This window comes from Pseudomonas alkylphenolica, assembly GCF_016009175.1.
Classification (GTDB): domain Bacteria; phylum Pseudomonadota; class Gammaproteobacteria; order Pseudomonadales; family Pseudomonadaceae; genus Aquipseudomonas; species Aquipseudomonas alkylphenolica_B.
In genome coordinates this window covers 18,988-35,203 of record NZ_JADUCM010000001.1, presented here as the reverse complement: position 1 = coordinate 35,203, position 16,216 = coordinate 18,988, and the positions used below count along the sequence as shown (strand labels likewise).

Annotated in this window: 17 protein-coding genes and 1 tRNA gene; 12 read left to right on the top strand and 6 right to left on the bottom strand. The window is 61.3% G+C overall.

Going from position 1 to position 16,216, the window contains the following annotated elements; all coding sequences use genetic code 11:
• Nucleotides 1–177 precede the first annotated feature (177 nt).
• The 3 genes from I5S59_RS00185 to I5S59_RS00175 are packed head-to-tail and all read left to right on the top strand — an operon-like array spanning nt 178 to nt 2,305.
• On the top strand, nt 178–1,266 hold the full coding sequence (locus I5S59_RS00185) for an asparaginase (protein ID WP_197874849.1): 1,089 nt from the start codon (nt 178–180) through the stop codon (nt 1,264–1,266).
• 52 nt (nt 1,267–1,318) lie between these two features.
• Nucleotides 1,319–1,609 carry a DUF1654 domain-containing protein gene (locus tag I5S59_RS00180; RefSeq protein ID WP_197874848.1) on the top strand — a complete coding sequence of 97 codons (291 nt, stop codon included), beginning with the start codon at nt 1,319–1,321 and terminating at the stop codon, nt 1,607–1,609.
• A gap of 6 nt (nt 1,610–1,615) precedes the next feature.
• Nucleotides 1,616–2,305 carry an endonuclease gene (locus I5S59_RS00175; protein WP_197874847.1) on the top strand — a complete coding sequence of 230 codons (690 nt, stop codon included), beginning with the start codon at nt 1,616–1,618 and terminating at the stop codon, nt 2,303–2,305.
• Nucleotides 2,306–2,308: 3 nt separating this feature from the next.
• Here the strand turns inward: I5S59_RS00175 and I5S59_RS00170 are convergent, their stop codons facing one another.
• Nucleotides 2,309–3,220 carry a LysR family transcriptional regulator gene (locus I5S59_RS00170; protein ID WP_197874846.1) on the bottom strand — a complete coding sequence of 304 codons (912 nt, stop codon included), beginning with the start codon at nt 3,218–3,220 and terminating at the stop codon, nt 2,309–2,311.
• Nucleotides 3,221–3,439: 219 nt separating this feature from the next.
• Here I5S59_RS00170 and speB point away from each other — a divergent pair, with 219 nt between their 5' ends.
• Together speB and I5S59_RS00160 are read left to right on the top strand one after the other, a co-directional pair.
• A complete protein-coding gene (gene speB / locus I5S59_RS00165; RefSeq protein WP_232239500.1) occupies nt 3,440–4,402 on the top strand; it encodes an agmatinase in 963 nt (320 codons plus the stop codon).
• 91 nt (nt 4,403–4,493) lie between these two features.
• The gene (locus I5S59_RS00160; protein ID WP_197875201.1) at nt 4,494–5,522 is read left to right on the top strand and encodes an ABC transporter substrate-binding protein; all 1,029 of its coding nucleotides are present in this window, start codon (nt 4,494–4,496) and stop codon (nt 5,520–5,522) included.
• A 58-nt stretch (nt 5,523–5,580) separates the two neighbouring features.
• Here I5S59_RS00160 and I5S59_RS00155 read toward each other — a convergent pair whose 3' ends face one another.
• The 4 genes from I5S59_RS00155 to I5S59_RS00140 all read right to left on the bottom strand — a co-directional run bounded on the left by I5S59_RS00155 (nt 5,581) and on the right by I5S59_RS00140 (nt 7,045).
• Entirely contained in the window at nt 5,581–6,006 is a 426-nt protein-coding gene (locus I5S59_RS00155; protein WP_128324840.1) for a bifunctional (p)ppGpp synthetase/guanosine-3',5'-bis(diphosphate) 3'-pyrophosphohydrolase, read from the bottom strand.
• A gap of 13 nt (nt 6,007–6,019) precedes the next feature.
• The gene (locus I5S59_RS00150) at nt 6,020–6,217 is read right to left on the bottom strand and encodes a hypothetical protein (protein ID WP_128324839.1); all 198 of its coding nucleotides are present in this window, start codon (nt 6,215–6,217) and stop codon (nt 6,020–6,022) included.
• Nucleotides 6,218–6,270: 53 nt separating this feature from the next.
• A complete protein-coding gene (locus I5S59_RS00145) occupies nt 6,271–6,840 on the bottom strand; it encodes an SPOR domain-containing protein (RefSeq protein WP_197874844.1) in 570 nt (189 codons plus the stop codon).
• Between the two features lie 128 nt (nt 6,841–6,968).
• A tRNA-Val gene (locus tag I5S59_RS00140) sits at nt 6,969–7,045 on the bottom strand.
• A gap of 265 nt (nt 7,046–7,310) precedes the next feature.
• Between I5S59_RS00140 and I5S59_RS00135 the strand changes: the two genes are divergently transcribed.
• From I5S59_RS00135 to I5S59_RS00105, 7 genes are all read left to right on the top strand, one after another.
• A complete protein-coding gene (locus I5S59_RS00135; protein WP_197874843.1) occupies nt 7,311–8,636 on the top strand; it encodes a hypothetical protein in 1,326 nt (441 codons plus the stop codon).
• Nucleotides 8,637–8,699: 63 nt separating this feature from the next.
• Nucleotides 8,700–10,844, top strand: a complete 2,145-nt coding sequence (locus I5S59_RS00130; protein ID WP_197874842.1) for a methyl-accepting chemotaxis protein — start codon at nt 8,700–8,702, stop codon at nt 10,842–10,844.
• Between the two features lie 207 nt (nt 10,845–11,051).
• Nucleotides 11,052–12,206 carry an amine dehydrogenase large subunit gene (locus tag I5S59_RS00125; protein ID WP_128324835.1) on the top strand — a complete coding sequence of 385 codons (1,155 nt, stop codon included), beginning with the start codon at nt 11,052–11,054 and terminating at the stop codon, nt 12,204–12,206.
• Between the two features lie 13 nt (nt 12,207–12,219).
• Nucleotides 12,220–12,759 carry a MauE/DoxX family redox-associated membrane protein gene (locus I5S59_RS00120; protein WP_197874841.1) on the top strand — a complete coding sequence of 180 codons (540 nt, stop codon included), beginning with the start codon at nt 12,220–12,222 and terminating at the stop codon, nt 12,757–12,759.
• A 3-nt stretch (nt 12,760–12,762) separates the two neighbouring features.
• The gene (gene mauD, locus I5S59_RS00115) at nt 12,763–13,398 is read left to right on the top strand and encodes a methylamine dehydrogenase accessory protein MauD (protein WP_197874840.1); all 636 of its coding nucleotides are present in this window, start codon (nt 12,763–12,765) and stop codon (nt 13,396–13,398) included.
• 21 nt (nt 13,399–13,419) lie between these two features.
• Nucleotides 13,420–13,941: a methylamine dehydrogenase light chain gene (locus I5S59_RS00110; RefSeq protein ID WP_197874839.1), complete on the top strand. Its 522-nt coding sequence runs from the start codon at nt 13,420–13,422 to the stop codon at nt 13,939–13,941.
• 13 nt (nt 13,942–13,954) lie between these two features.
• Nucleotides 13,955–14,476 carry a c-type cytochrome gene (locus I5S59_RS00105; protein WP_197874838.1) on the top strand — a complete coding sequence of 174 codons (522 nt, stop codon included), beginning with the start codon at nt 13,955–13,957 and terminating at the stop codon, nt 14,474–14,476.
• A gap of 238 nt (nt 14,477–14,714) precedes the next feature.
• Here I5S59_RS00105 and I5S59_RS00100 read toward each other — a convergent pair whose 3' ends face one another.
• The gene (locus I5S59_RS00100) at nt 14,715–16,202 is read right to left on the bottom strand and encodes an aldehyde dehydrogenase family protein (RefSeq protein ID WP_197874837.1); all 1,488 of its coding nucleotides are present in this window, start codon (nt 16,200–16,202) and stop codon (nt 14,715–14,717) included.
• Nucleotides 16,203–16,216 lie beyond the last annotated feature (14 nt).

The following is a 16,216-nucleotide window of genomic DNA, read 5'->3' as shown; positions in this document are numbered from 1 at the left end:
ACAACCCAACTAATAATAATCGGGATTCCGAGCCCAACCATTGCGCTGTTGTTTTAACGTGACAAAAAGACCTTACAAATCAGCGGCTTAAAATAGAATACGACGAACGGTCATGCTGGCCCGTTTTCTGCTCTTTCAGGGACGCTGCAACGAAGTCCATCAATAAGAGAGAAAACAATGAAAGCTGCGTTTACTTCCTTCGTTCCGGGCACATTGGCCCTGCTGCTGTTGCTGCCTGTCGGCGTCAACGCCAAAGAAGCCGAGACCCAACAGAAACTCGCCAACGTGGTGATCCTCGCCACCGGCGGCACCATTGCCGGCGCGGGCGCCAGCGCTGCCAACAGCGCCACCTACCAGGCGGCCAAGGTCGGCGTCGACAAACTGATCGCCGGCGTGCCGGAGCTGGCAAGCATTGCCAACGTCCGCGGCGAGCAGGTGATGCAGATCGCCTCCGAAAGCATCAGCAACGACAACCTGCTGCAACTGGGCAAACGTGTCGCCGAGCTGGCCGACAGCAAGGACGTCGACGGCATCGTCATCACCCACGGCACCGACACCCTGGAAGAAACCGCCTACTTCCTCAACCTGGTGGAAAAAACCGACAAGCCGATCGTGGTGGTGGGCTCGATGCGCCCCGGTACCGCCATGTCGGCCGATGGCATGCTCAACCTGTACAACGCCGTGGCGGTTGCCGGCGACAAGTCGGCGCGCGGCAAAGGCGTGCTGGTGACCATGAACGACGAGATCCAGTCGGGTCGCGACGTGAGCAAAACCATCAACATCAAGACCGAAGCCTTCAAGAGCCCGTGGGGCGCACTGGGCATGGTGGTCGAGGGCAAATCCTACTGGTTCCGCCTGCCCGCCAAGCGCCACACCCTGGATTCGGAATTCGACATCAAGCAGATCAGCAGTCTGCCGCAGGTGGACATCGCCTATGGCTATGGCAATGTCACCGACACCGCCTACAAAGCACTGGCTCAGGGTGGCGCCAAAGCGATCATCCACGCCGGTACCGGCAACGGTTCGGTGTCGTCGCGGGTAGTGCCTGCCCTGCAGGAACTGCGCAAGGAAGGCGTGCAGATCATTCGCTCGTCCCACGTCAATGCCGGCGGCTTTGTGCTGCGCAACGCCGAGCAGCCTGACGACAAGAACGACTGGGTTGTAGCCCACGACCTGAACCCGCAAAAAGCCCGCATCCTGGCCATGGTCGCGCTGACCAAGACCCAGGACAGCAAAGAGCTGCAGCGGATCTTCTGGGAATACTGATTCCTGTCGCTTAGGGTCACATGCGTTCTTTCACCGACGAGCTGTTGCGAAAATGCCTACAGTAAAATACTGTATGCGCATACAGCTAACAAAGGAACGCATCGTGGCCACCACTTCCGCCCCTACCAGCAGTTACGAGCAACTGGGCATCCGCATCCAGAAGATCATCAACGCCCCTACCGCACAAAAAGCCCGGGCTGCGCTGATCTTCCGCCTTGAGCATGAATCCCCTGACGACTGGGCGACCCTGCTTGAAGAAATTGCCGAGAACGACAACGTCACCCTCGCCTATCGCGACGACGGTGGCGTGCAGATTTTCTGGGTGGTGCCGAAGGAAGACTGACTGCGCATGAGAGTTCCGTTTTTTGCAGTCGCCTGCCTGCTGTTCAGCGTCACCGCCCACGCCGATGCACCGCGCACGTTCAGCGAAGCCAAGAAAGTTGCCTGGCGCCTGTACGCGCCGCAGTCCACCGAGTTTTACTGCGGCTGCAAGTACAACGGCAACAAGGTGGACCTCGCCGGCTGCGGTTACGTGCCGCGCAAGAACGCCAGCCGCGCCAAGCGTATTGAATGGGAGCATATCGTTCCGGCCTGGCAGATCGGTCATCAGCGCCAGTGCTGGCAGAACGGCGGGCGCCAGAACTGCTCGCGCAACGACGCGACTTACCAGCGCGCCGAAGCCGACCTGCACAACCTGGTGCCGAGCATTGGCGAGGTGAATGGCGACCGCAGCAACTTCAGTTTCGGCTGGCTGCCCGAGCAACGCGGGCAGTATGGCTCGTGCCTGACGCAGGTGGATTTCAAAGCCAAGAAGGTCATGCCGCGCCCGTCGATTCGCGGCATGATCGCGCGCACCTACTTCTATATGAGCAAGCAGTACAACCTCAAGCTCTCCAGGCAGGACCGCCAGCTTTACGAAGCCTGGAACAAGACCTACCCGCCGCAACCCTGGGAACGCCAGCGCAATCAGCGGGTAGCCTGTGTGATGGGGCACGGCAACCCGTTTGTCGGCCCGGTGAACCTCAGCGCTTGTGGTTGAGGGTCAGGGTTTAGCGACTTTCCCGGGCAAGCCGAACACGCTATCGATTTCTTCCCTGAACGCTTGAATTAACGGCTCTCTTGACCGCCCATTTTTGACAATCAGTGAAAATTCCGCCGAATAACCAAACTCCTCCGGCAAGATCCGAAGCAACCGCCCCTCTTCCTCCCAACGCCTGGCGAGGTGATCGGGCAGATAGCCAATGTAATTGCCGGACAGTATCAGTATGAGTTCCGCCTCCATGCTGTCGATGGTGGCCGAATAACGCGTAAAGCCGTGACGCAGGCCCTCTGCATTGGACCAGTAGCCGCGCTTGATCAAGGCATGGGCGGTGACACTCTCCACCGTACGATCGGCCAGCGCGTAAAGCGGATGGTGATCACTGCAGTAAAGCCAGTGCTGCTCAATGTACAACGGAATATATTTCAACCCGCTCATCTTCGTCGGCAGCGAGCCAATAGCAAGATCGATTTTGCCTTCAAGCACTTCTTTCTGAAGCTCAAAGGGGCTCAAGATCTTCAGGTTCACATGAATTTTATCGCTGCGCTTGCTAAAGCGACCCAGCAGGTCTGGAATATTGAACTTTTCATCGGTCAGCATCGAATCGAGAATTCCGAACGTTATCGTACCTCGCAGTTCGCCTTTTAACTCTGCAACATAATATTCAAAACTATCAATCTGGCCAATTAGCTTTTTAGCTTCTTCATAGACAAGCGCGCCTTTACTTGTCAGCCCGAACCCTGCCCGCCCGCGATTACACAACTGCATACCCAGCTGGGTTTCAAGTTGATTCATATGGGTGCTGATGGCCGAGGTCGACATATTCAAATCTTGTTGCGCCGCAGAGAACCCCTGATTATCTACAACCGTGAGAAATATCCTCAGCAGGCGGAGATTATATTGCGACTCTTTCATCAGCTTCCCCGTTTTCATTGTTTTAGGGCACACTAAAAGCCCGTCACTATAGTCGAGCAACGTTCCCCGGGTACAGCAGCATGCACTCGCTATGCGTGAACAGGCATAGTTAAAGAAACCTTGAACAATCAGATTGAATACACAGGATTTTACAGCTCACCCACTTGGGTTTGAATCGGTCGAAACAACACCAAGGGGAAGCACATGCCTGAGACAACCATGAAGAAAAACGCTATCGACGGTTCGTTCTACGACCCACAAAAGCGACCACGCTTCAATGAGATTGCCTCCTTTATGCGTGCCCCCGTCGCGGAGTCACTGAACGGTGTCGACATCGGCCTGATCGGTGTCCCCTTTGATGGCGGGACCTCGTTTAAACCCGGCGCCCGTCTTGGGCCACGCGGCGTGCGCCAGCAATCGTGCCTGATGCGCACCAAAAGCCATTTTTCTGAAGTTGCGCCCTTTGAGCTGTGCCAGGTCAGGGACCTTGGCGATGTGTTCATTGACCACATGTACAACATCGAAGACGCCCACGCCTGTATCGAGCGTTACTACCAGGAGATCTGCGCGCACAACATCATGCCCCTGACCGTAGGCGGCGATCACTCCATTACCTACCCGATATTCAAGGCCCTGGCCAAAGACGGCCCCATCGGCATGGTGCACTTCGACGCCCACACCGACACCTGGGATAGCCTGTACGGTTCCAAGTTCTTCCACGGCGCGCCCTTCAGACGCGCAGTTGAAGACGGGTTGCTGGACCCGCATCGCACCATCCAGATCGGTATCCGCGGATCAGAACATGCAGGAACCCCCAACTTCAGCATTGAATCCGGCATGCGCGTGATTTTCATCGATGAGTTTGATGAACTGGGCGTTGACGGTGTACTGAAAGAGATAAGGCGTGTAGTGGGCGATGGCAAAACCTACATTTCGTTTGACGTAGACGGCCTGGACCCCGCCTACGCGCCAGGTACCGGAACGCCAGAGTCGGGGGGCATCACCATGCGCGAGGCACTAAGAATGATCAGGGGCCTGCGCGGCCTTAACCTGATCGGCGGCGACGTGGTTGAAGTCGCGCCTGATCTCGACCCCTCGGGCATTACAGCGCTCAACGCGGCAACCTTGATGTTTGACATGCTATGCATTCTTGCTGAAGCCCGCACTCAACACGCGAGATAACAACGCCCTGACCCTTGCACACCCAGGCACCCACCGCAGCCGAAATGATTCCGACTTCTACTCTGCCAAACCAACAATTCCAGAGGTAGACATGAACACTCACGTCATCAGCGCACTGCTCCTGAGCACAGCCGCTTCAATTGCCACGGCGAACGAAATTACCGTTGTTTCATTTGGCGGTGCGGGCAAGGATGTCCAGACCACCGCGTTCTACAAACCCTTCGAAAAAATTACCGGCAATAAAATTCTGGCCGGCGAATACAACGGCGAAATGGGCCGCATCAAAGTCATGGTAGACACCCAAAGTGTCAACTGGGACGTCGTTCAGGTAGGTGGCGCTGAACTGAAGAGCGGCTGCGAGGAAGGCTTGTTCGAACAGCTGGACACGGCAAAGATAGGCCAGCCCGGTGACTTTATGCCGGGCACACTTTCAGATTGCGGTGCCGGTGTACTGGTATGGTCGACAGCCATGGCGTACAACGCCGACAAACTCACTACTGCACCGACCGGATGGGCCGATTTTTGGGATACGCAGAAGTTTCCCGGCAAACGCAGCTTGCACAAAGGCGCCAAGTACACGCTGGAAATTGCCTTGATGGCCGACGGGGTGCCCTACTCAGACATCTACACCGTGCTGTCGAGCAAGGAAGGCGTCGACCGGGCCTTTCGCAAGCTTGACCAGATCAAGGGCAACCTGCAGTGGTGGGAAGCTGGCGCGCAACCCATGCAGTTTCTCGCCAGCGGCGATGTCACCATGACCAGCGCCTTCAATGGCCGCGTGTTCGCCGCCCAAGCGGCGGGCACCAACGTACACGCCATCTGGCAGGGCAGTATTTACGATATAGACTCGTGGGCCATTCCCAAAGGCAGCAAGAACAAGGCGGCCGCAGAACAATTCATCGCCTTTTCCCTGCGCCCGGAACAGCAAAAGGTTCATACCGAAAAGCTTGGCTACGGTTCAACCAACCTGCACACCGAATCGCTGCTGGACCCTGCAGTGGCGGAACGGCTGAACACCTCGCCGGACAATCTGAAGCAGGCAATGCCCATCGACAATGGCTTCTGGGTCGATCACGGCGAAGAGCTTGAGCAGCGCTTCAACGCCTGGGCAGCCAAGTAATCAAACCGCAATCGGAGCCCTCGATACCACTGGCGCGGTCAATCGAGGGCAGCCAGATTCAGGCCAGTGCCTGCAAGTAGGCGCTGGCCTGCTGGTAACGCGCCAGGCGTGCCATGTCGTCGGGGCCGGGCATCGCGATGCGCGACAGGTCGCTGTTGTCGGCCAGGTCAGCCAGCTTGACCACCCGCGCCAGCGGATCGTCGCCCAGGCGGATGACGAAGGCCTCGTAGCTTTCCTTGTCACGCCGGCTGAGGGCCTGCACCGCCGCCAGGATCTTCAGCGCAAAGCCTTCGCGCGCCAGGTCCGAGAGGGTCATGGGGGAATCTTCAAGTACATCGTGCAGCACTGCGACGATGCGTTGTTCAACGGTCGAAACCCGCAGCATCACCCGCAACGGGTGCAGGATGTAGGCGGCGCCGCCCTTGTCCCGCTGCCCTTCGTGTGCCCTGGCCGCCACCGCAATGGCCCGCTCCAGCGTAGACATAAGGCCCTCCTGCTCAACGTTCGCGCTGTGTCAGACGCGCCATGCTGCATACGTCGGTCAACCGGCCGTCATGCACAGCATAGCCAAGCAATTGTCCTTCGACTTCAACGCCATGGCGCTTGTATGCAGATATTTGTAACGCCCGACGGGTTACTGGCGAATGACCGTGCAGCGCAGGCTGCAGGCAAATGGCGGGGGATGATTCCTTCATCACGGCTCTCCTTGCGTTGAGCCGTGAGTGTACGGGGCCGGGAACCGTGCTGGCTAGCGCGTTGCGCCATGCTGGATGACGATCGAGTCGGTGCCCAGTGCTGCCATGACATCTGCCTGCCGGGCTTCGGCGTCGGCCTTGGTCGGGAACGGGCCCAGCAACACCACCGGCTTGCCGTCGCGGTACTCCACTGACGACGGGATCTGCTTCTCGATCAGGCGTGCGGTCATGTCGCTGAGCGCGCCCATGTTCGCGCCCTGGACGATCTCCACGTCCCAGCCCTCAGGCGCCGGCTGGTCGGCCAAAGCGTCGGCGCGGCGCTGCAGGTCGGCGCCACCGCAAATCTCGCGGATCTGCAGGTTGCTGCCCTTGTCGGCGAGGATGATCTGGTAACCGTCGGCCCCTTTGATCGCGACATAGCTGCGGTACGGCAGAAACTTCCCGGCGTCGTCCTTGCTGCGGACCTGACCACAGATGGCGCCCTGCTTGTCGATCCGCACGTTGCCGAACTTGGCTGTCTTGGGGTTGGGCAACTGCTCGGCAATTTGCTTGTGCACGCCTTCGACTTCATTTTCGCAGCCGGCCAGAGCCAATACCGCCATTACCATCGCCACTTTGCGCACGCGTCTATCTCCTGAATACAAGCGCAGGATTTTAGCATTGGTGGCGAGGGCAAAGGTTACAAACGGCGATGGCTGAACAGCAGAATGCAAAAGGGCGATCCTTTCGGATCGCCCTTTCTGTCGAGATTTGGTAGGCACAATTGGACTCGAACCAACGACCCCCACCATGTCAAGGTGGTGCTCTAACCAACTGAGCTATGTGCCTGCTGTGGGGCGCATATTACGCAGGTATGCACTACTCGTAAAGCGAAATTTTATAAAAAAACCAAAAAAATCAGCAGCTTTAGTCGCCGCTGAAAACACCGTGCCTGAGCATTGGGCACGCACGACTCGAGCACGGGCGCAACAATCTGGCAGCCACACACAAACAGATGGCAAGCAGGCACAAGGGCGGCCTGAAGCGACGACTTAGTATCCGGACCAGCTCAAACGAGTTACTCGCCGACACTAATAAGAACGGAACCCCGTCCATGCTCAAGTCGCCCTTGCTTCGCCTCTCCACGCTCGCCCTGCTGGTCGCCGCTACCGCCCAGGCCAACGCCTATGAGCTGTATGCCGATGACGACAGCCACCTGAACGCCAACCTCGAAGCCGTGTTCGGTGTATTCCACAGCGAAGAAAACTACGCCATCAGCGGCCGTCTGCAACAGGGCTCGTCTTCCTGGCGCGAGGGCTACATCAAATATGGCCTGAGTGGCGAACAGGGCCTGGCCGGCGTCGGCACGGCCTATGGCGCTTTCTCGCTGCTCAGCTCCGGCACCTGGGGTGACGGCGATGCCGCCGGTTTCAGTGATGGCTCCGAGCGCACCACCAAGTTCGAAGACGCTTACCTCGGCTGGCGCTCGGGCAAACTGATCGAGGCCCTGGGCGAAGACGGCATCGACCTGTCGTTTGGCCGCCAGAACATCGCCGTCGGTGACGGCTTTCTGATTCAGGGTGACTCGCTCAACGTCGGCAAGGGCCTGGCCGATGGCGAGTTCAACCGCGGCGGCGCCTACTACCTGGCCGCGCGCAAGGCGTTTGACCAGACCGCCGTGCTGCGTCTGGGCGGCAAGGAAGGCTGGCGCAGTGACCTGATGTGGCTGAAGTCGGACAACCGCGCCCAGGCCAAGACCGAAATGTACGTGGCGACCCTGGAGCACGTGGCCGATGCCGGCACCGTTGGCCTGACCTACATCGACACCACTGACGTGGATGAGCAGTACGCCTCGCCGGCACAGCTCGAGCGCGACGGCATGAAGACCTACAGCCTGCGCGCCGCCGGCAACGCCGGGGTAGAAAACCTGTTCCTCTCCGGCGAATACGCCACCCAGGACAAACCCCACACCAGCACTGAAAACGCCTGGTACCTGGAAGCCGGCTGGACCTTCGCCGATGTCGCCTGGTCGCCAAACGTCAGCTACCGCTACAGCCGTTTTTCGGAAGCATTCGACCCGCTGTTCTACGGCCTCAGCCGCGGCTTCGGCACCTGGTTCCAGGGCGAGGTCGCCGGCAACTATGCCGGCCCGTTCAACAACAACTCGCGCATCCAGAAAGTCGAGTTCAAGGTATCGCCGCTGGAAAACCTGAACATCGGCCTGCTGGCGTTCAACTACGACACCATCGACCGCAACCTGGGCAACACCGACGGCAAGGAATTCGATCTGTATGCCGAATGGGCCGTCAACGAGCACCTGATGGTGATGCCGCTGGTTGGCCTGTACCAGCCGGACAAGAGCGCAGAACAGGGCGGCACTCAGCTGGGCAGCAACAGCAACAACCTGTACAGCCAACTGGTGTTCGCCACTTTCTTCTGAGGCCCTGCGGGTGGCGGCGGCGCCGTCACCCGCACAGGTTTCACCCTGATCTGAGTCTCTGTCATGCGCGCAAGCCTTTTGACGATCCAAAGCAAGATCACCCTCCTCGCCAGCCTCTGCCTTTTATTGATTGTCGCCCTGTTGGTCGGGCTGTCGCTGTACCAGGCCGGGCAAAGCAGCGAGCAGGTCAAGCACTCCAGCAGCACCATGCTCGCCAGCGCCGCCGAACGCCACATGCAGGCACTGGCCCAGGTGCAGGCCTTGCAGGTGCAACGCACGTTCATGCAAACCCATGAATACGGCCTGGGCCTGTCCCGCTACCTGATGTATCTGCGCCAACGTGCGCAACAGGGCGAACTGACGCCGCAGCAATTGCGCCAGGAACTGACCCAACAACTGCGTCAGGCCTTGACCGACAAACCCGACCTGCTCGGGCTTTTTGTCATTTTCGAAGCCAATGCCCTCGACGGTGTGGATAGCCACTTTGCCGGCCAGGCCGAGCTGGGCAGTAACGAAGCCGGCCGTTTCGCCCTGTATTGGGTGCAAGGCACGCCGGGCGAGCTGCAACCGGTGATCGGCGACGAGGGCCTGCTGGCCAACACCCAGCCCGGCCCCAGCGGCAGCCCGTACAACGCGTTCTACACCTGCGCCCGCGACAGCCAGGCAGCCTGCGTACTCGAGCCTTACTTCGACGAGGCCTCCGGCACGCGCAAGCTGGTGACCAGCATTGCTTTTCCGCTGATGGAAAAGGGCAAGGTCATCGCCGTGATCGGCCTCGACATCAACCTCGCTGCCCTGCAACAGAGCAGCGAGGCCAGCAGCCGTGGCTTGTTCGACGGCAACGGCAGCATCAGCATCATCAGCCCCAGCGGCGTGATCGCTGCACACAGCCAGGATGCCAAACGCCTCGGCCAGCGCCTGAATCAGGTGCTGGAACACGAAGCCGACGGCGTGCTGGGCGCACTGCAGCAAAAGCAGGCCAAAGTGTTCGCCGACCAGCAACAGATCAACGTGATCGAACCGCTGGCGCCCATTGCCGGCGCCAAGCCCTGGGGCGTGCTGGTGGGCGTGCCGCAGAACATCCTGCTGGCACCGGCAGAAGCCCTGCAACAGGAACTGGACCAGCAACGCGAGCAGACCACCACCCTGGAGCTGCTGCTCGGTGGCGGCGCGGCCCTGCTCGGCGTGCTGCTGATCTGGCTGGCAGCGCTGCGCATCACCCGCCCGCTGCAGAGCCTGACGCACATGCTCGAAGACATTGCCGAGGGTGAAGGCGACCTCACCCGCCGCCTGACCGTGCAATCGCGCGACGAGATCGGCCAGCTGGCCAAGGCCTTCAACCGCTTTGTCGAACGCATCCACACCTCGATCAGCGAGGTGTCGTCGACCACCCGCCAGCTCAACGAAGTGGCGACACGGGTGGTCAACGCCTCCAACTCGTCCATGAGCAACTCCGACGAACAGGCCAGCCGCACCAGCAGCGTCGCCGCCGCGATCAACCAGCTGGGTGCCGCCGCCCAGGAAATCGCCCGTAACGCTGCAGATGCTTCGCAGCAGGCTACAGACGTGCGCCACCTTGCCGAAGAGGGCAGCCAGGTGCTGGAAAAGACTATCGCCGCGATGCATCAGCTGTCGGGCAAGATCAGCGCCTCGAGCAGCAACATAGAGACGCTCAACAGCAAAACGGTGGATATCGGTCAGATCCTCGAAGTGATCAAGAGCATCTCCGAGCAGACCAACCTGCTGGCGCTTAACGCTGCCATTGAGGCGGCGCGCGCCGGGGAAGCCGGGCGCGGCTTTGCCGTGGTCGCCGACGAGGTGCGCAACCTGGCGCACCGCACCCAGGTTTCGGCGCAGGAGATCCAGCGCATGATCGAGGGCCTGCAAGTGGATGCCCGTGATTCGGTCACGACCATGAGCGAAAGCCAGTGCCACAGCGCCGAAAGCGTGACCATCGCCAATCAGGCCGGCCAGCGCCTGGGCAGCGTGACCCAGCGTATCGGCGAGATCGACGGCATGAACCAGTCGGTGGCCACCGCCACCGAAGAGCAGACCTCGGTGATCGAGGCGCTGAACATGGACATCACCGAGATCAACACCCTCAACCAGCAGGGCGTGGAAAACCTCAACGCCACCCTGCGCGCCTGCGGTGACCTGGAGCAGCAAGCGGCCCGCCTGAAACAACTGGTGGACAGCTTCCGCATCTGATTCACCGCGCCAACCGCCTCAGTGAAAGCGCCCTGCCAGCCCCCGCCGAACTGCGGGAGCCTGGCAGAGGCGCGGACTGGCACAGGCACACAACGGGTTGGCAGGCACAACAATATTCCCGCGCCGCCCTCAGGGCAGACTAGACCTGCACAACCCTGCCGATGCCTTCGCGATCCGCTAAATCCAATAATTAAGGGAGCCCCCCTGATGCGAATAACCAGGATCCTTGCTCAAACCACCCTGGCACTTGGCGTGTCGCTAGCCGGCGCGCACTCCGCCCTCGCCGAGCTGCCCGCCGACACCGGTATCGGCCAGACGGTGTTGCCGTTCCCGCCTTCGCCGCACCGCGCTTACATGGTCGATGTGGAATTCGACAACTTTGTCACCGGCCGCGTGGTCGTGGTCGACCCGGACCAGAAGCGCTTCCTCGGCATGGTCAGCACCGGCTTTGCCGCGCCTTCGACCCTGAGTCGTGACGGCAAGCTGCTGTACACCGCCGACCTGTTCTATTCGCGCGGTACCCGCGGCACCCGTACTGACGTACTGACCGCCTGGGACACCTCCAAGCTCGCGCCCGAGTGGGAAGTGGTCATTCCTTCCAAGCGTGCCGAGTCGCTGACCCAGCGCTTTGGCCTGTCCACCAGCGCCGACGACCGCTTTGTCTACGTCTACAACTTCACCCCGTCGACCTCGATCACTGTGGTCGACACCCAGGCCAAGGCTGTCACCAGCGAGATCGCCATTCCCGGCTGTGTGCTCAGCTACCCGGTGGGCAAGCGCCGCATCGCTTCGCTGTGCGGTGACGGCAGCATCCAGCTGCTGACCCTGGGCGACGACGGCAAGGAAACTGCGCGCACCCAGACCAAGTTCTTCGACCCTAACGCGGAGAAGCTGGTGGAGCGTGGCGTGAACGTCGGCGACACCTTCTACTTCACCACCACCACCGGCACCGTCTACACCCTGGACCTGTCCGGCAAGGAAGCGAAGATCCTGCCGACCTGGTCGCTGGTCAACGACGAAGAGAAAAAAGCCGGCTGGGCGCCGGGTGGCTGGCAGCTGCTGGCTGTAGCACCGAAGCTCAACCGCCTGTACGTGCTGATGCACGACGCCCACGAAGCGATGAAGTGGGAAGACCCGAGCAACACCATCTGGGCATTCGACCTGAAGACCCAGAAGAAGGTCGGCACCCTGAGCACCGAAGGCGCGCCGATCTGGAGCCTGCAGGCCACCAGCGACGACAACCCGCTGCTGCTCGGCATCAACGTTGGCGGCGGCATGGACATCTTCGACCTGAAGAGCGGCAAGTACACCGGCACCATGGAAAAGCTGCACAAAACCGCCACGCAGATTCTCAGCCACTGAGCGAGGTGAGTTCATGCACACCGATCCGATCTTCATCATTGCCGGCGCGATCACCATTGCGGTGATCCTCGCCAGCGCCGCGACGCACAAGCTTCGCGCGCCGGCACGTTTCACCAAGCAACTGGAAGACTACCAGCTGCTGCCACAGGCACTGCTGAAACTGGTTGCCCGCGGCCTGCCGTGGCTGGAAATCGGCGTGGCCTTCGCCCTGCTGGTACCCGCCAGCCGGCCGAGCGCCGCGCTGCTGGCTGCGGCCTTGCTGGCGCTGTACGCGGCGGCCATCGGCATCAACCTGTGGCGCGGCCGCGCCGACATCGACTGCGGCTGCTCGGGCCCCGACCAGGCGCAACCGCTGCGCCCGGTACTGCTCGCCCGCAACGGCGTGCTGGTGGCGCTGGCGCTGGCCGCCGGTATCGCCCCGCAGGCCCGCGAACTCGGCTTTTTCGACGGTTTCGTGGTGATCGCCGCGAGCGCCGTTGCGCTGCTCATTTACGCCGCTGCCGAAGGCCTGCTGGCCAACGGTCCTCGTCTGTTCAAACTGATTGGAAGGTAAATTATGGAAGGCTTGATCGTCTCCAACATCCTGCTCTGGGCACTGCTGATCGCCCTCGCCTTCGCCGTGATGGGTCTGGTTCGCCAGATCGGCGTACTGCACTCGCGCCTGGCTCCGGCCGGTGCCCTGATGGTCGACAAAGGCGTTGCGGTCAACGAGCCGGCGCCACAAGTCACCGCCGCCGACCGCAACGGCCGCCCGGTCAACTTCGGCTATGCCGGGGAAAAAGCCCAGCTGCTGTTCTTCCTCTCGCCGACCTGCCCGATCTGCAAATCGCTGCTGCCGGCAATCAAGTCGATCGCCAAGGAACAGGCCAATCGCCTCGAGGTGGTGTTCGTCAGCGACGGCGACATGGACGCCCAGCAGAAGCTGATCCAGGAGCACAAGCTCGAAGACGCCACCTACGTGGTCGGCCCGCAAGTCGGCATGACCTACCAGATCGGCAAGCTGCCCTACGCAGCACTGATCGACCAGAGCGGCGTGCTGCGTGCCAAGGGCCTGGTCAACTCGCGCGAACACCTCGACAGCCTGTTCGAAGCCGAGCACCTGGGCAGCGCGACCCTGCAGCAGTACCTGCACGGCAACAGCCCTGCGCATGACCATGCGCACGACCACAGCACCCCACACTCCCACGCCTAACAAAAACAAAAGGACAGGCCCATGAAACTCCTCGACCTCCTGTTCGAGCGCTCCGCCCGCCACGTCGCCGACACCACGTCGCGACGCAAGCTACTCGGCCGTCTCGGTTCGCTGATGATCGCCGGCGCGGCCCTGCCTGTACTGCTGCCGATCGACCGCACCAGCAAGGCGCTGGCCGCCGACAAGCCAATGGCTGGCGACCCGGGTGACCCGAACAGCTGCGACTACTGGCGCTACTGCTCGATCGACGGTTTCCTCTGCTCGTGCTGCGGCGGTAGCGTGAACGCCTGCCCGCCCGGCACCGAGGCCTCGCAGGTCACCTGGATCGGCACCTGCCGCAACCCGGCCGACGGCAAGGACTACATCATCTCCTACAACGACTGCTGCGGTAAGCACAGCTGCAACCAGTGCGCCTGTACCCGCAACGACAGTGAGGAGCCAGCCTATCGTCCGTTCAACAACAACGACGTGAACTGGTGCCTGGCGGCCAAGTCGCACATCTACCACTGCACCGTGTCGATCATCCGCGGCGTCGCGATCTGAGGTGGCCACGATCATGCGCCCTATGCTGATCATCGGCCTGACCTGCGCCCTGGCAGCCCCGCTGGCCATGGCGCGGGCCATCCCCGACCCGCACCAGAAACACGCACCCGGCAACGAGGCGGTACAAACCCCGATCGCCCAGGCTGGCTACAGCACCGCGGTGAATTACCAGCTGCAGTGCGCGGGTTGCCACCTTGGCGACGGCAGTGGCTCCAAGGCCAACGACGTACCGCGCATGAAGGACTTTGTCGGCAACTTCCTCAAGGTCGATGGCGGCCGCGAGTTCCTCGTACGGGTACCGGGCATGGCCCAGTCGGCGCTCAACGACGAACAACTGGCCGACCTGATCAACTGGCTGATGCGCAAGGACGGCATTGCCGGCACCAGCCTGCCGGAGCACTACCAGCCCTACACCGGCGAGGAAGTGTCGGCAGTCAGGCACAGGTCGGTGCTCAATGTGCCGAACGCCCGTGCCGGGCTGATCAGCCAGATGCGGGACAAGGGAATCGCGATAGAAGATGGCATGAGTTATTGAGTATGTGCCAAGACAAAGCCCGCCTGATTGGCGGGTTTTTTTATGGGCAGTGACGGCCAATGGGGCCGCGGTGCGCCCCATCGCAGGCTCTCGCCAGCTCCCACAAGATCAAGTCAGTCACAATCCTCTGCAGGAGCTGGCGAGAGCCTGCGATGGGCTGCACAGCAGCCCCAAGATCTCACAAGCCCAGGCAAAAAAAAGGCAGGCCTGAGGCCTGCCTGAAAGGAGCACGAAACGATCAGTGTGCGATGCACACCGATTTGATCTCGGTATAGGCCTCAACCACTGCACGGCCAAACTCACGGCCCATGCCCGATTGCTTGAGTCCACCAAACGGCATGTTCGGGTCGAGCAACACGTGAGCGTTGACCCACACGGTACCGGCCTCGATGCGCGGCACCAGGTTCATCGCCTTGGTCAGGTCATTGGTCCACAAGCTCGCCGCCAGTCCGTAAACACTGTCGTTGGCCATGGCAATGGCCTGCTCTTCGTCGTCGAACGGAATCACCGACAGCACCGGGCCGAACACTTCAGCGCGGGCCACCGCCATCTCATGGTTGACGTCGGCAAGCACGGTCGGCTGCACGTAGAAGCCAGCGCTGTCGATCAGCTCGCCACCGGTGACCACGCGGGCACCTTCCTGCTTGGCCGTCTCGATGTGCTGGAGCACGCTCTGCTGCTGCTTGCGCGACACCAGCGGGTTGACCGCTGCAGTGGTGTCCATCCCGGCACCGATCGGCATGCCGGAAACCGCTGCCGCCAGGCCGGCAACAAAGTCGTCGTAGCGCGAGCGGTGCACATAGAAGCGCGAGGCCGCGGCACACACCTGGCCGTTGTTGAGCAAACCGCCCAGCAGCGCGCCCTGCACGGCTTTGTCGATGTCGGCATCGGCGAGGATGATCATCGGGTTCTTGCCGCCCAACTCCAGCGCGAAGCGGGTCATGTTCTGCACGGCGACGCTACCGACGATCTTGCCGACGGCGGTCGAACCGGTGAACGACACCTTGTCGATCTTCTGGTGCGAAGCCAGCGCCTGGCCGACATTGCCGCCGCCAGTCACTAGGTTGAAGACGCCGGCGGGAATGCCCGCCGCGATCGCCAGCTCGGCCAGGCGCAGGGCCGTCAGCGGGGTTTCCGGCGACGGCTTGATCACCACCGTGCAACCGGTGGCCAGTGCCGGCATCACCTTCCAGGTGGTGATCATCAGCGGGAAGTTCCACGGCACGATACCGGCCACCACACCCACCGGCTCGCGGCGGGCAAACGCGGTATAACGCGCACCCTCCGGCAACGGGATGGAGACGTCGAGGGCCTGCCCTTCAATCTTCGTTGCCCAGCCGGACATGTAGCGCATGAACTCGACCGTGGCGTTGACATCCAGCATCCGCGCCATGTTGATCGACTTGCCCTGGCACAGGGTTTCCAGTTGCGCCAGTTCCTCGCCGTGCTCTTCTACCAGCGCAGTAAAGCGCAGCAGGATGCGCTCGCGATCGGCCGGGCGCAGGCCCGACCACACCCGCGATTCGTGCGCCTTGCGCGACGACAGTACGGCACGCTCGACCAGCTCCAGGCTGGCGTCCGCCACCTGGGCAATGGTTTCACCGGTGGCCGGGTTCAACACCGGCGACGCGGCGCCTTCCGGCACCACCCACTGGCCATCGATGAAGCAGCCGTGCCGACGCTGCAGAAAAGCGGCTACCTGTGGCAGTACATCAACCTTGCTCATTCGCATTCCTCATC

Excerpts from the sequence above, each read along its gene's own strand:
- I5S59_RS00185 (WP_197874849.1), top strand. The coding sequence starts at position 178 with ATGAAAGCTGCGTTTACTTCCTTCGTTCCGGGCACATTGGCCCTGCTG.
- I5S59_RS00180 (WP_197874848.1), top strand. The coding sequence starts at position 1,319 with ATGCCTACAGTAAAATACTGTATGCGCATACAGCTAACAAAGGAACGC.
- I5S59_RS00175 (WP_197874847.1), top strand. The coding sequence starts at position 1,616 with ATGAGAGTTCCGTTTTTTGCAGTCGCCTGCCTGCTGTTCAGCGTCACC.
- I5S59_RS00170 (WP_197874846.1), bottom strand. The coding sequence starts at position 3,220 with ATGAAAGAGTCGCAATATAATCTCCGCCTGCTGAGGATATTTCTCACG.
- speB (WP_232239500.1), top strand. The coding sequence starts at position 3,440 with ATGAAGAAAAACGCTATCGACGGTTCGTTCTACGACCCACAAAAGCGA.
- I5S59_RS00160 (WP_197875201.1), top strand. The coding sequence starts at position 4,494 with ATGAACACTCACGTCATCAGCGCACTGCTCCTGAGCACAGCCGCTTCA.
- I5S59_RS00155 (WP_128324840.1), bottom strand. The coding sequence starts at position 6,006 with ATGTCTACGCTGGAGCGGGCCATTGCGGTGGCGGCCAGGGCACACGAA.
- I5S59_RS00150 (WP_128324839.1), bottom strand. The coding sequence starts at position 6,217 with ATGAAGGAATCATCCCCCGCCATTTGCCTGCAGCCTGCGCTGCACGGT.
- I5S59_RS00135 (WP_197874843.1), top strand. The coding sequence starts at position 7,311 with ATGCTCAAGTCGCCCTTGCTTCGCCTCTCCACGCTCGCCCTGCTGGTC.
- I5S59_RS00130 (WP_197874842.1), top strand. The coding sequence starts at position 8,700 with ATGCGCGCAAGCCTTTTGACGATCCAAAGCAAGATCACCCTCCTCGCC.
- I5S59_RS00125 (WP_128324835.1), top strand. The coding sequence starts at position 11,052 with ATGCGAATAACCAGGATCCTTGCTCAAACCACCCTGGCACTTGGCGTG.
- I5S59_RS00120 (WP_197874841.1), top strand. The coding sequence starts at position 12,220 with ATGCACACCGATCCGATCTTCATCATTGCCGGCGCGATCACCATTGCG.
- mauD (WP_197874840.1), top strand. The coding sequence starts at position 12,763 with ATGGAAGGCTTGATCGTCTCCAACATCCTGCTCTGGGCACTGCTGATC.
- I5S59_RS00110 (WP_197874839.1), top strand. The coding sequence starts at position 13,420 with ATGAAACTCCTCGACCTCCTGTTCGAGCGCTCCGCCCGCCACGTCGCC.
- I5S59_RS00105 (WP_197874838.1), top strand. The coding sequence starts at position 13,955 with ATGCGCCCTATGCTGATCATCGGCCTGACCTGCGCCCTGGCAGCCCCG.
- I5S59_RS00100 (WP_197874837.1), bottom strand. The coding sequence starts at position 16,202 with ATGAGCAAGGTTGATGTACTGCCACAGGTAGCCGCTTTTCTGCAGCGT.